At 72.4% G+C, this 11,886-nt stretch carries 14 protein-coding genes; 6 read left to right on the top strand and 8 right to left on the bottom strand.

Features of this window, described 5'->3' with window-relative positions; all coding sequences use genetic code 11:
• Positions 1–95 precede the first annotated feature (95 nt).
• On the top strand, positions 96–467 hold the full coding sequence (locus I3V78_RS30010; protein WP_204492703.1) for a hypothetical protein: 372 nt from the start codon (positions 96–98) through the stop codon (positions 465–467).
• 102 nt (positions 468–569) lie between these two features.
• The gene (locus tag I3V78_RS30005; protein ID WP_204492701.1) at positions 570–845 is read left to right on the top strand and encodes a hypothetical protein; all 276 of its coding nucleotides are present in this window, start codon (positions 570–572) and stop codon (positions 843–845) included.
• 48 nt (positions 846–893) lie between these two features.
• Here the strand turns inward: I3V78_RS30005 and I3V78_RS30000 are convergent, their stop codons facing one another.
• The gene (locus I3V78_RS30000) at positions 894–2,129 is read right to left on the bottom strand and encodes a DUF1990 family protein (RefSeq protein WP_204492699.1); all 1,236 of its coding nucleotides are present in this window, start codon (positions 2,127–2,129) and stop codon (positions 894–896) included.
• Positions 2,126–2,776, bottom strand: coding sequence for a DUF1990 family protein (locus I3V78_RS29995; RefSeq protein WP_239576745.1), 651 nt, complete (start codon positions 2,774–2,776; stop codon positions 2,126–2,128). Before I3V78_RS29995 ends, I3V78_RS30000 begins: the two co-directional genes overlap by 4 nt.
• A 68-nt stretch (positions 2,777–2,844) precedes the next feature.
• Between I3V78_RS29995 and I3V78_RS29990 the strand changes: the two genes are divergently transcribed.
• Both I3V78_RS29990 and I3V78_RS29985 read left to right on the top strand, forming a co-directional pair.
• A complete protein-coding gene (locus I3V78_RS29990) occupies positions 2,845–3,147 on the top strand; it encodes a hypothetical protein (RefSeq protein ID WP_204492696.1) in 303 nt (100 codons plus the stop codon).
• Between the two features lie 99 nt (positions 3,148–3,246).
• Entirely contained in the window at positions 3,247–4,662 is a 1,416-nt protein-coding gene (locus I3V78_RS29985) for a protein-disulfide reductase DsbD family protein (RefSeq protein WP_204492693.1), read from the top strand.
• Here I3V78_RS29985 and I3V78_RS29980 read toward each other — a convergent pair whose 3' ends face one another.
• The 5 genes from I3V78_RS29980 to I3V78_RS29960 form a co-directional block, all read right to left on the bottom strand.
• Positions 4,663–6,894: a S41 family peptidase gene (locus I3V78_RS29980; protein ID WP_204492690.1), complete on the bottom strand. Its 2,232-nt coding sequence runs from the start codon at positions 6,892–6,894 to the stop codon at positions 4,663–4,665. It lies immediately after the preceding gene.
• Between the two features lie 356 nt (positions 6,895–7,250).
• Entirely contained in the window at positions 7,251–7,805 is a 555-nt protein-coding gene (locus I3V78_RS29975) for a DUF2378 family protein (RefSeq protein WP_204492688.1), read from the bottom strand.
• Positions 7,802–8,416 carry a tRNA-uridine aminocarboxypropyltransferase gene (locus I3V78_RS29970; protein WP_204492686.1) on the bottom strand — a complete coding sequence of 205 codons (615 nt, stop codon included), beginning with the start codon at positions 8,414–8,416 and terminating at the stop codon, positions 7,802–7,804. The genes I3V78_RS29975 and I3V78_RS29970 overlap by 4 nt, the downstream gene beginning before the upstream one ends.
• Complete coding sequence (locus I3V78_RS29965; protein WP_204492684.1) at positions 8,413–8,958, bottom strand: hypothetical protein; 546 nt, start codon at positions 8,956–8,958, stop codon at positions 8,413–8,415. Before I3V78_RS29965 ends, I3V78_RS29970 begins: the two co-directional genes overlap by 4 nt.
• Positions 8,959–9,068: 110 nt before the next feature.
• Positions 9,069–9,938, bottom strand: coding sequence for an EamA family transporter (locus I3V78_RS29960; RefSeq protein ID WP_204492681.1), 870 nt, complete (start codon positions 9,936–9,938; stop codon positions 9,069–9,071).
• A gap of 269 nt (positions 9,939–10,207) precedes the next feature.
• On the opposite strand from I3V78_RS29960, the gene I3V78_RS29955 reads away from it, so the two are divergent.
• A complete protein-coding gene (locus tag I3V78_RS29955) occupies positions 10,208–10,621 on the top strand; it encodes a hypothetical protein (protein WP_239576741.1) in 414 nt (137 codons plus the stop codon).
• A gap of 63 nt (positions 10,622–10,684) precedes the next feature.
• The gene (locus I3V78_RS29950; RefSeq protein ID WP_204492679.1) at positions 10,685–11,515 is read left to right on the top strand and encodes a hypothetical protein; all 831 of its coding nucleotides are present in this window, start codon (positions 10,685–10,687) and stop codon (positions 11,513–11,515) included.
• On the opposite strand, the gene I3V78_RS29945 is transcribed toward I3V78_RS29950, so the two are convergent.
• The gene (locus I3V78_RS29945) at positions 11,512–11,859 is read right to left on the bottom strand and encodes a hypothetical protein (RefSeq protein WP_204492677.1); all 348 of its coding nucleotides are present in this window, start codon (positions 11,857–11,859) and stop codon (positions 11,512–11,514) included. The genes I3V78_RS29950 and I3V78_RS29945 overlap by 4 nt on opposite strands.
• Positions 11,860–11,886 lie beyond the last annotated feature (27 nt).

Genomic DNA, 11,886 nt, shown 5'->3' with positions numbered 1-11,886 from the left:
CGCAAGAGGGGAGTGGTGCCGTTGGGAACTGCACGAAGCCGCAGATCATCCTCATCAATGACAGAGGCTTTCCGGCGTGTGGCTCCAATGGCAGCGTGGCCCACCCGAGCCCGGGTGCGTTCCTCCGCGTGATGATCTCCGGCAAGCCGGGGGCCAGCGTGGTGAAGTACAACCGTCACGCCTCGTGTGGTCCGGCGGCCATCTGGTGGAAGGACACGGGCATCAGCGGGTCCGTGATTCCGGCCAGTGGCACCCTGACCTTCTCCTACCCGACGAGCGCCCCCATGGCCTGCGACACGCCGAACCTGGGCGGCTGGGAGAACTACGTCGTCGTGGGCGGGCTGACGAGCGACGTGACGCGGTTCTCCTTCTACAACTCCTCCTGCGGCGGGGGCCTCGCGACCTGCACCGCCGCCTACAACTACTGCCCGCCCACGGGCGCGTGCAACGGACTGGGTTGTCCGTAGGGCCCGGGGCGGACCGCGCCGCGCTCAGCGCAGCGAGGCGAACAGCCCGCCGCCGAGCGCGGCATCCGCGGCGGCCTCCATGCGGAAAGTGGGTGCCCCAGGATGAATGATTCAAGGTTATACAAGCTGATCAATGTCTTCCGTCGCATCAGTGCCGAGAAAGCGATTGTCTATCGCTGCTTCGAACTGATTCCGGAAGGTGGTTTTGTCGTTCAAAGCGCCGACTGGATCCGGCTGCCCGTGGACTCGGACGCGATGCGCCAGCATGAGCGACAGCTCTGGGAGTTCTTTTGTGAGGAGGCTCCAGAGCAGCGCTCTGGACCGTCTGCTTCCATCGAGGAGGCAATCGCCGCGTTCGATGCTGAATTTGGCAACTGACGTCCTCCCGAGGCCCCGTCGCTGGATGGACGGCGGGGCCTCGCGGGTTCAGCGCAGCGAGGCGAAGAGCTTACCGCCCATCGCGGCGGCCGCGGCGTCCTCGATGAGGCCCGCCACCACGTTGGGCACGCCCAGGCGGCGCGTGGCGAAGCGGCGCAGGGTGTAGAAGCCCAGCGTCGCGACCACCGCCGCCGTGGCGCCCACCACCGCGCGGGTCGGCGACAGCTTGCGGCCCGGCGCCGCCACCGCCGCGCCCGTCAGCGCGCCCGACAGCACCCGGCCCAGCAGCGCCGGCGGCGCGATGCGCGCGGGAATCCACGGCGTCTTGTCCGCCACGAGCTCGCCCGCGGCCAGCACGCCCAGCACCGCCGCCGTCTTCTTCCACGGCACCCGCTCGCCCCAGCCTCCGGGCACCGCCTTGGGCTCCACCGAGTACTGGTAGGCGAGCACCGCCGGCGCGCTCATGCTCCGCATGCCCGCGAGCACCCCGAAGCCCACCGTCGTCAGCCAGTCCTGGCCCCGCTCGCTCTCCGCCTCGTGCTCCACCTTCGCCAGCGCCCGGCTCATGCCGCGCTGCGAGTGGAACTGCACCGGCAGCCGGCTCACCTCCAGCGGCGTGTCCTGCATCGTCTCGCCCGAGGGGTGCGCCGCCAGGTGGCCCTTGGCGAGCAGCTCGCGCAGGCGCAGGTGCGCCAGGTGGTGCCAGGCGCGCTGGTAGCGGCGGCCCATCACCTCGAAGCCCACCGCGCTCCACCAGTTGGGGAACTCGCCCTCGCGCCACGTGGCCCGGATGTGGAAGCGCAGCTCACCCGTGCGGTGGTCCTTGCTCAACAGGAACCACTCCCGGCCCGACTCCACGTGCCCGGCGAGCGTGTCGATGCTGAAGCCGTAGGCCGTGTGGGTCTCGTCCTGCTCGGAGCGCACGGCCCGCACGCGCACCGGACACAGGTAGCGCAGGAAGCGCAGCGGGCGCAGCTCCAACAGCATGGGGCGGCCGAGCAGGGGCATGGCGCTGTCGAAGTGGCCACGCACGATGCGCGGATCGGAGAAGCCCAGCTCCGTCACCGCGTGCTTGAGCAGCGCGAAGCCGTCCTCCCCCTTGGGCGGGCCCGGCTTGTCCACGCCGATGACGGCCTGGGACTCCACCACGCTCCAGCCGTTCTCGGCCGTCATGCCCTTCTCCTCGCCCTCGAAGTTGAGGGGGAGGGTGGTGGCCCGGCCCAGTCGGGACAGCAGCTCCGGGTCCGACCAGCCCGACTTCCAACGCCACTCGACGTTCGTCATGCCTCGTCTCCACGCGCGAGATAGGTGGGTCCCTGGATGTCGTCCGCGTCCTCGTGCGCCTTCTCCATCACGGTGGTCTCCGCGTGGATGAAGCCGATGACGCCCTCGCCACACGTGAGCGCCACGTTGTTGACGAAGTCGGTCCAGGTGTTCGTCTGCATGGCCTCGCCGCCGCTGTAGAACCCCAGGTAGATGATCCCCGAGCCGGAGCGCGCCCGGCTTCGGATGTGGAAGATGACGTCGCCCTCGTCATTCCGGTAGGCGCCAAAGGTGATGCGGCCCGCCTCGGGGTGTCCCGGCAGGGTGGCGATGGTGAAGCTCTGGGCGTCCCGGTGGATGATGCGCACCCGACACTCGCCCGCGCCCCGGATGTCCACCTTCAGCTCCTCGCCGACCTCCAGCGGCCCGTCTCCCCCGCCCAGCCGCTCGAAGACGACCAGCGCCTCGGGGGGGAACTCGGGGAAGCGCGCGGACACGAACTCCATCACCTCCTCGGGGGTGTACCGGCTGCGCTCGATGAGGGCCCAGTAGTCCCGCTGCAGCAGGGGGCCGGCCCCGTCCGTCGCGCACTGCAATCCGTCTTGGAGCCGCTCGTTCGCCTGCACGCCCTCCATCCCCACCTCCCCGTCCACGTTGACGGAGCACATATTGCTCACCGGCGCCCGGGGGCGCACGGAGCCCAGGCGGCTCCGCCAGACGGGTGGGGAGGGTGGGAATGACCGTGAACGTGAGGCAGGACGTCAATCCGGCGAGCCAGAAGTCGAAGCAGGACTACCGGGCCGCCACGGTGATGCGCGCGGAGCACACGGAGAGCTCGCTGACGCTGCTGCTCGAGCAGCAGGCGGCCAAGGTGCCCTCCGACGTGTTCCTCTTCGCGAGCTTCTGCTGCATGGCCTTCTCGCTGGGCGCGGAGCTCACCGGCCGCGAGCGCGCCGCCCGGTTCACCGGCATGTGGGTGGCGCCGCTGCTCATCATGGGCGTGTACACGAAGATGGTGAAGACGTTCGGCGCGCGCTGAGGCGCGGGAGGGCCACCAGCCGGGGGAGCGTGCCGCGTGGCGCGTTCCTCCCGGCCCGGGCCTGGGTATAAAGGGGCTCCTGGCGGTCGAAGGAGCCTCATGGACACGAAGAAGAAGGTGGGCCTCGCGGCGGTGATGGCCCTGGGCGTGGCGGTCATTCCCTGGCTGGTGCCCACCGGGCCGAGCGCGGGGCTGGACGCGGCGCGCTTCCTGGAGTCGGGCAGTCTGGCGCTGGGCGCGGCGGTGGTGTTCGCCGGCGGCCTGCTCACCGCGATGACGCCGTGCGTCTATCCGCTCATCCCCATCACCGTGTCCGTCTTCGGCGCGCGGCAGGCGGAGGGCCGGGGCAAGGCGCTGCTGCTGACGAGCGCCTACATCGTCGGCATGGGCGTGGTGTTCAGCGCCCTGGGCGTGCTGGCGGCCAAGACGGGCCAGGCCTTCGGCTCGCTCTTGGGCAGTCCCGTGGTGGTGACGGGGCTCGCGGTGTTCCTCCTGGCGCTGGCGTGCTCCATGTTCGGCGCCTTCGAGCTGGCGCTGCCGAGCGCCGTGCAGGAGCGGCTCACCACGGTGGGTGGCTCGGGCGTGACGGGCGCCTTCCTCATGGGCAGCGTGTCCGGCTTCCTCGCGGCGCCGTGCACCGGGCCCGTGCTCACGGGGCTGCTCGCCTTCGTGGCCAAGTCGCAGAGCACCGGGCTCGGCGCGGCGCTGCTCTTCGTCTACGCGCTGGGCATCGGCGTGCCCTTCTTCCTCATTGGCGTCTTCACCGTGCGCCTGCCGCGCAGCGGGGTGTGGATGGAGTGGGTGAAGAGCGTGCTGGGCATCGTCCTGGTGGCGCTCGCCTTCAATTACCTCAAGGACGCGTTCCCGGCGGTGGGCGGGGCGCTCAAGGGCGTGCTCGCGCAGGTGGGCCAGACGCCGGGCACCGTCCTGGCCGCGGGGCTCGCGGGCCTGGGCGTGGTGCTGGGCGCCATCCACCTGTCCTTCAAGGAGGGGCCCCGGGACTTCACCTTCAAGACCTTCGGGGTGTCGCTGGTGGTGCTGGCGCTCGTCCTGCGCGGTGGGGCCCTGGACGAGAAGGGCGCGGGCGAGCTCTGGGTGAAGCTCGGGTGGGCCGAGCCGGCCCGGGCGCCCACGTTCGCCTGGAGCGCGGTGCTGCCCGCGCACGGCCAGGAGTTCTCCCCCGAGGCCTTCGAGCAGTTGCTCGTGCGCGCCCGGAGCGAGGGCAAGCCGGTGATGATCGACTTCTTCGCGGACTGGTGCGCGGCCTGCAAGGAGCTGGACCGGGAGACGTACCCGGCCGGGGAGGTCATCTCCGAGTCCGAGCGCTTCCTCAACGTGAAGGTGGACGCCACGCGGGCGAGCGACGCCCTGGACGCGCTGATGGAGCGCTTCGAGGTGGAGGGCCTGCCCACGGTGGCGTTCGTCTCGTCCAAGGGCGAGAGCCTGCGCGCGCCGCGGGTGACGGGCTTTCTCAAGGCCCGTCCCTTCGTGGAGGAGATGAAGAAGGTCGACTAGCTAGCGGGGCGCGCCCACCGGGCCGCCCTTGCCCTTGAGCCAGCCGTAGGCCTGCTCCAGGACCTCGTCCTTGCCCGCGCGCAGGCCCGCCAGCGTGGGCCGCGCGTAGAGCTGGGGCTTGAGGCCCACGCGCTGCAACTGCCGGCCGTCCGCGTGCCGCACGTCCTCGCCGGAGAAGCGCAGGGAGATGCCGCCGGGCAGCACCAGGTCCGTCACGCCGCCGGTGGCGCCCGCGCTGGGCGCGCCGACGAACGTGGTGCCGTTGGCGACCTCCAGGAACAGGCCCGTGTCCTCCGCCGCGCCGAGGGTGCGCTCGTCGATGAGCAGCACGGTGCGGCCGCGGTAGGGCGCCGCGCCGGCAGGGGGCAGCTCCTCGGAGAACTTGTAGCGGCCCGTGTGGTCCGCGGACACGAGGTTGCGCTCGAGCACCGCGCCGTGGCGCGCCTTGCGCGTGGTGAGGAAGGGCGTCAGGGCCCAGCGCGTGCCCGGGGAGGCGCCGCGCAGGTCGAGCACCAGCGCCCGGGTGTTCTTCATCTTCTCGAACAGGGCGGCCACCTCGGTGGGCCGCAGCCGCGTCAAGTCCACGTAGCCCATGTTGTCCGGGCCCATCCGCCACGCCTCGCCCGAGGGGGACTCCCGGCGCGGGCCCCGGGTGAAGCGCACCTGCTTGAGCTGGCCGTCCGCGTCGCGCACGCCCACCGTGGCCTGGGAGCCGTCCGGGCCCGACAGCGCCTGGGTCCACAGCCGCTGGCGCAGCGCCGTGCCCTGCGAGGCCGTGACGTAGGGCTTGAGGGCCTCCAGGCGCTGGGCGAGGGGCTGGCCGTCGAGCGTCTCGACGATCTGGCCCCGCTTGAGGCCCGAGGCGGCCTCGGCGTCGCCCACGCGCACCACCACCGGCTTGCCCTCCAGCTCCAGCACCTCGAAGGGCGCGGGGCTGCCGGAGATGCCGCGCCGCTCCAGCTCCGGGTGTCCCGCGAGGGTGACCTGGCCGTCCTGCAGGCGCGTGCTCAGCTCGGCCACGGCGAGCGCGTACTGCGCGGCGTCCTGGGCGCCCGCGAAGCGCGGCACGGCGGCGCGCAGGGCATCGTCCCAGTCGCCGTCCATCAGGTGCTTGTAGGGGTAGAACAGCTCGATGGCGTTCCACAGCCGGAAGAGCGCGAGCAGGCGGTACTCGCGCGTGGGGTACGTCATGTCCGGGTAGGCGTTGTCCGTGCGCCAGCGGCCCGGGGGCAGCTCCACCTCGCGCACCTTCACCTTGCGCACGGGCTTGCGCGCCAGCTCCAGCGCCTTCTGCAGCGTGTCGTCCTTGCCCTCGCTCCGGGCGCGCCGGGGCAGCACGGCGTCGGCGCGCAGCGGCACGCCCAGCTCGCTCAGGCGCACGCTGGCCACCAGCCCCGCGCCCAGCTCCACCCGCGTCGTCTCGGCGCTCGCGCCGTCATCCAGCCGGCCCTCGGTGAGCACCTGCGCCAGGCCCTGCGCCTTCATCGTCAGCACGCGCGCGTCCACGGGCGAGCGGTCGTCCAGCACGAAGAGGATGGGCCGGGGCTTGCCCTGTCCCTGGGGCGGCACCACCTCGCCCGAGGTGGTGAGCAGCGCGCTCGTGTAGCGGCCGTCGGCGGGCAGGGTGTGCGCGCGGTGGCCCGAGTGGAACACCGAGCGCGAGCCGGGCACCTGCAGGGGCTGGGTCAGGAGCAGCGGCAGCACGCCGCCGAGCGCCTGGGCCATGCGCTCGGGGGCGCGGGCGTCCAGGCCCCGGGCCCGCAGGTCCACGAGCACGGCCTTGGCGCGCGCCAGCTCGCTCCGGGGCGTCTCGGTCCACGGCGCGCCCAGGTCCAGCAGGAGCACGTCCTTGGCGGCCCAGCGCGCGGCCTGCTCGCGGCCCGCGCCAGAGGCTCCCGTGTCCTCGGCCGGAGCGGCCTCCTCCGGACGGAGCACGCGCGTGGCGGGATCCTTGAGCGTCTCCAACAGCTCCTGCACCGCGCGGGCGTAGGCGTCGGCGTCCCCGGCGGCCTCCACCTGGGGCAGGGCGGCCACGAGCGCCGCGTCCCAGTCGATGTCCCGGGAGGCCAGGGCCGGGTGGCGGTACTTCACCTGACCCCAGAGCCGGGCCAGGTGGGCCAGGCGCTCCTCGGCGGAGGGCAGGGCCGGGGCGGGAGCGGCGGGCGCCGCCGAGGCCGTCCAGGCCACGAGGCCCAGGGTTAGGAAACCACGGAAGGACAGGGTGCGCGGCATGGCGGGCACGCTAGCGCAGCCGCCCCGGTCCCCGAAGGGCGGAGTGGAGGCGGGGCCGCACGGAGGGTGACAGCGGGGGTGACGCACCTCACAGGAATCGAGTGAAGGGCTTCACAGCGCGGCGGCGGGGGGCCGTGAGAGGGTGCGTTCCAGAACAAAGGAAGGCCGTTCCGGACGAGGGGGCTCGTGCGGTGGCGACCCGCTCCCGGGTGTGGTGGACCACGTGCGTGGCCCCTCCGCCTCCGGGTTCCCGTGTGCCGGGGGGCAGGCGGGATTCTACGAGGCCCGCTTCCCGTCGCCGCGAGGCACCGGGAGGCGGGCCTCGCTCTTTGCGGGCCCCGGTCCTCGCCGGGGCGCTACTCCGACCAGGACACCAGGAAGGTGGCGCCCGGCTCCTGCCCGCCGCTGTCCATCAGCGTCACGCTCAGCCCCCGCACGCCAATGCCCTCCAGGGCCTCGGTGAGCAGTCCCCGGAAGAAGCCCGTGTTCGTCGCGTGGTTGAACCACAGCGCGTAGCGGTTGGGGCCCAGCGGGGTCAGGCGGGTCTCGGTGTAGTTGTTCGCGCTGCGGAAGTTGCGACTCATGCGGTCGAGCGCCCGGTGGGGCCCGATGACCCGCGTGATGGAGAACACCGCCTTGCCCATCAGCGTCTGCCGGTAGGCGACCATGAAGGCCCGGCCCACCGCGAAGGCGGCCTCCTCCCGGGAGAGCCCGGGCCACAGCTGCTGGCCGATGAAGTCGAGCACCCGGATGTACACCGCCACCGGGAAGGCGGGCTCGAGCCGGCGCGGGTTGACCCCGAGCGCCATCAGCCCCGCCACGTGCTCGGGCAGCAGGGGCTGGCCCAGCACCCGCAGCAGCGACTCCATGGTGTAGTCGAAGACGATCCACTCGCGGGGCGCGTCGCTCACGGCGTGTCTCCGTCGTCCTCGACCTCGGGCACGGTGCCCACGCCCCGGCTGGCCAGCACCCGGTCGATCATCACCTCGTGCAGGGCGCGCAGCGGGCGCGCCACGGCCTCGCCCTCCAGCAGGCCGAGCGCCCCCGCGATGGCCTCCACGGTGGACATGCCGTAGGGGTGGGGCGGCTGGCGCAGGCGCCGCGAGTCGGGCGCGGGCGGGGGCAGCCGGATGCCTGGCAGGCGCAGGAGCCCGGGGATGCGCTGGTACATGCGCCGCGCCTGGGCCCAACTGCCATCGAGCAGCAGCAGCCGCTCGGGTGGGGGCGCGTCCGGCGCGGGGAGCGGGGCCTCGGGAAAGACGATCCACGTCCGGGGCGTGGCGAGTGACTCCGGCACGAAGTCCCCGCCCGGCGCGCCGTACGTCACGATGCGGCAGCGCTCGAGCATGAGCTCCGCCAGCCGCGCCGTGTTGGTGGACTTGTGGGTCTCCTTGTTGTGGCGGACGATCACCACCTCGGTGCGCGTGTGCACGCGAGACACCTCGGCGCACAGGCACAACGCGAGCGGCATGTAGCAGTCCCGGCAGCGGCCCGCGAAATCCGCGGGCGTCCGGGATCTCATCGCCGCTGGCGATAGCGCTGCATGAACTCGCGCGCCTCGCGCAGCTTCGTCTCCACGAAGCGATCCTCCGCGTCCATCTCCTCGTCCGTGTCCAGGGCGAGCTGGAAGAGCGCGGAGAGGTGCGCGGGGTTGATGTCCAGCCACTCGGCGGTGCGATCCAGCACGTTGCGGCGCTGGCCGGAGAACGTCTCGGGGTTCTCCTCGGGCATGCAGCGGCACACCCGCGCGGTGTCGCTCGCCACGTCCACGTAGAGCCCGAGCACCTCGGTGTCCAGCTCGGTGGAGATGGCGGCCGCGGCCTCGGTCACGTGCGCGGCGAGCGCGAGCGCGGCGGAGCGCTCGGTCATGGAGCGCACCAGGTAGACGCGCCAGCCCGCCTCGCCGAGCGTCCCGGCCGCCTCGAGCGGCGCGAGCTCCGCCGGGGGAGCCGAGATGCGCGTGAGCACGCGGCGCACGGGTGCCTCGATGTGCTCGAGCTGCGCGCTCGAGGTCGGGCAGAAGAAGACGACGCGGTACTCACGGCTGTCGACGGAGGGTTCCATACGGGTACAGCGTTTCCGTGGCGCGAACGCGTGGGGTGGAAGGGAAAAGAGGACCACTCCCCTGGCCCCGAGCGCAAGCGGGGATTTGAGGGAGGGCGTCCATTTGTGGGTCAGCCCGCTTCGGGCGCCAGGGGCGCGGGGCGTGGGGACCCGCGCGCCTCACTGGCCACCCAGACCCCGGCCACGAGCACCAGCACCCCTCCGAGCAGCCCCGGGGCCCCCAGGCGCTCCCCGAAGACGAGCCAGCCCACGAGCGCCGCCGTCAGGGGCTCCAGGTAGGTGAGCGCCGCGGCCGAGGCGGCGGGCACCTGGCGCAGTCCGGCGGTGAACACCGAATTGCCCACGAGTCCACACAGCAGGGCGCCCCCGCCTACCCACAGCACGCGCGCGTCGAGCGCCGGGGGCAGCACGTCGTGTCCGAACGCCAACAGCAGCACCCCGGCGGACAGGGGCGCGTGCAGGGCGCTGATGGCCAGGGGCGAGAACGCGCGGCCCGCCTCCTTGATGGCCAGCACGTTGGCCATGAAGAACAGGGCGCTGGCGCCCCCGAGCAGGGCCGTGCGCGGGTCGGAGAAGCCACCCGGGGCCGCCCCCAACAGCAGCGCGAGCCCGGCGAGCGTGAGCGGCGCGCCCACCACGGCCCGCATCGAGCGCCGCTCCCCGATGAGCACCGGCGCCGCGAGCGCGATGAACAGCGGCGCCAGGTAGTGCGTGAGCACGGCCACGGCCACGGGACCGCGCTGGATGGCGGCGAAGAAGAGCGCGGCGTTCGCGGCGTCACACACCGCGAGCACCCCGAGCGCCACCGTGGCGCGCCGATCCCGGAACGCCTCGCGGCGCAGCACGAAGGGCGCGGGCAGCGCCATGAAGAGCATGGAGAGCCAGGCACTCTGGGGACCCGACAGCCCGGCGGGCCGCAGGAACAGGGACCAGCACCCCCAGAGCGCGGCTCCCGCCGCGACCATCACGAACGACTTCACGAAGGACTCCTGACGCGGCCCGTCATGACGAGGAGCGGGCGCGACGCGGGCCACAGTAACGGAGTGGGCGGGGGAATGCGGGAGAAGACGACGGGCCAGCGCCGCTCGTTCCGGGACCGCTGGAGGGCGGACGAGCGGGAAGGCGTCCGCCCCGGGAAGGCCCGCGCTACAGTCCGGGCATGGTGGGTGGTCGGACGCGCGGACATCAAGGGCGAGCACGTGAGTGGTGGCGAGGGCTCGCCTGGGCGCCCTGCCTGGGCTTTCTCGGCATGTGGGCCACGAGCCACCACTTCTATACCTCCGTGGGCCTGGACACGGACCGGCGCGCGGAGCCCGCGAACCTCGAGGCCCATGTGCGGCTGCGCTGGCCCGGCAATGGCTCCTTCCTGCTCGGCGCGGACCAGTACCGGCTGCCGCCCGAGCGGCCGTTGGAGCTCCTCGACCCGGGAGCCGCGCTCTTCCAGGCCCCCCGGCGCCCGGTGCCGCGCTCGCGCTGGAACGACTGGGGCTTCTGGCTCATCCAGGAGGAGTACCCGCCCATGCGCCTGCCGGTGAGCAGCCCGGAGAAGGCGGCGGCCTCGTGGGTGGGCGTGCCGGGCTGGTTGCCGGTGCTGCTCACGGGGGCCTGGCCCGCGCTGGCCACGTGGCGCGCGCGGCGGCGGGCCTCGGGCCCGCGGTCCTGACACACGTCACATTCCAGGCGCGGTGCGTCCTGCTCGCTGAACGCCTTCACCTGGAGCGAGACGATGCCCGTACACCCCCACCTGGCCGCCGCGGTGGCCTTCACCTGGCTCGGACTGCTGTTCGCGGGGTCCGCTCACGCGGGCACCCGTGCCCCGCCCACCACCACGGACACCGGACAGGTGTGGGACCTGGTGACGGAGTTCATGTTCAACACGGGCCATGCCTTCCAGTCCGGAGGCTCCGACCAGGTCCTCCAGGAAGACTTCCTGGTGCCCGCGCCCGTCAACGCCTTCTACTACCTCAAGCAGCGGGACCGGACGGTGTGGGAGCGCTACCGCATCTCCGCGGACAAGATCGCGCTCGAACGGGACACGTCCGCCCCGCCGGGCTCTCCGGGCGACTCCTACGATGCCTCGCCCTACGGCGCCCTGTACTACCCGCGCGTGTGGAAGGTCGGTCAGGAGCTCCCCTTCAACGCCACGGCGAGGTACTTCGACAAGAGCACCTGTCGCTACAAGGACGCCATCCCCTGGGCGCACGGACGGCACTTCCTGCGCTACCAGGGCCCCATCAACGTGGGCGGGAGCCTGTCCGTCATCGACGTCGTGATCATCGACCGCTACCACTGGCTCTCCGATGACCGCAACCGGCCGGAGTTCTTCAACCCGGTGGAGGCGGAGCGCTTCTGGTACGCGCGGGGCCGGGGATGGATCCGCTGGGATCACTTCAAGGACCGCACGGTCGGGCAGTGGAACAGCTCGGATCCGGCCGTCATGCTCAAGCTCGGCAAGGAGCTGGAACCCCACAACGTGCAACGGGTCTGGTTCAAGGACAACAGCCCCGCCAACGATGGCAAGACCCCCCAGGCGGTCTGCCCCAACGGGGTCCGCTAGTAGGGGTAGGGGGCGCGGTCGCGCTCCAGGATCGCCGCGTCGATGCCCCACGTGGCGAGCACGGCCTCGACCTGCGCCTCCGAGTGCACGATCTCCTCGCGCTCGTTCGTCAGCGTGCCCGTGAGCTCGTGCCCCGCCTCCACCGACGCGCGCGGGGCCTCGCAGCCCCGGATGGCGAAGCGCGTCTTGCCGACCCCGGAGGCCCCGCACTTGCCCACGCGCCGCATGTCCACGAAGGGGTGCACGCCCACCCAGGCCACGTACTCCGCGGACGAGGCGGGAACCTCGGCGCACACCACCAGGCCCTTCCTCAAGAGCCGCAGCGCCTCCGCGCTCAACCCCATGTGCACGCCTCCTGGCAGGTCCGGAAA

This window comes from Archangium primigenium (assembly GCF_016904885.1).
GTDB classification, from domain to species: Bacteria; Myxococcota; Myxococcia; order Myxococcales; family Myxococcaceae; genus Cystobacter; species Cystobacter primigenius.
The sequence above is the reverse complement of the archived record's forward strand: the minus strand, read 5'-3'. Positions and strand labels throughout refer to the sequence as shown.

What these genes read in the sequence shown, in the direction of transcription:
- I3V78_RS30005 (WP_204492701.1), top strand. Translation starts at nt 570, where the DNA reads ATGAATGATTCAAGGTTATACAAGCTGATCAATGTCTTCCGTCGCATC.
- I3V78_RS30000 (WP_204492699.1), bottom strand. Translation starts at nt 2,129, where the DNA reads ATGACGAACGTCGAGTGGCGTTGGAAGTCGGGCTGGTCGGACCCGGAG.
- I3V78_RS29995 (WP_239576745.1), bottom strand. Translation starts at nt 2,776, where the DNA reads ATGTGCTCCGTCAACGTGGACGGGGAGGTGGGGATGGAGGGCGTGCAG.
- I3V78_RS29990 (WP_204492696.1), top strand. Translation starts at nt 2,845, where the DNA reads ATGACCGTGAACGTGAGGCAGGACGTCAATCCGGCGAGCCAGAAGTCG.
- I3V78_RS29985 (WP_204492693.1), top strand. Translation starts at nt 3,247, where the DNA reads ATGGACACGAAGAAGAAGGTGGGCCTCGCGGCGGTGATGGCCCTGGGC.
- I3V78_RS29980 (WP_204492690.1), bottom strand. Translation starts at nt 6,894, where the DNA reads ATGCCGCGCACCCTGTCCTTCCGTGGTTTCCTAACCCTGGGCCTCGTG.
- I3V78_RS29970 (WP_204492686.1), bottom strand. Translation starts at nt 8,416, where the DNA reads ATGAGATCCCGGACGCCCGCGGATTTCGCGGGCCGCTGCCGGGACTGC.
- I3V78_RS29965 (WP_204492684.1), bottom strand. Translation starts at nt 8,958, where the DNA reads ATGGAACCCTCCGTCGACAGCCGTGAGTACCGCGTCGTCTTCTTCTGC.
- I3V78_RS29955 (WP_239576741.1), top strand. Translation starts at nt 10,208, where the DNA reads ATGTGGGCCACGAGCCACCACTTCTATACCTCCGTGGGCCTGGACACG.
- I3V78_RS29950 (WP_204492679.1), top strand. Translation starts at nt 10,685, where the DNA reads ATGCCCGTACACCCCCACCTGGCCGCCGCGGTGGCCTTCACCTGGCTC.
- I3V78_RS29945 (WP_204492677.1), bottom strand. Translation starts at nt 11,859, where the DNA reads ATGGGGTTGAGCGCGGAGGCGCTGCGGCTCTTGAGGAAGGGCCTGGTG.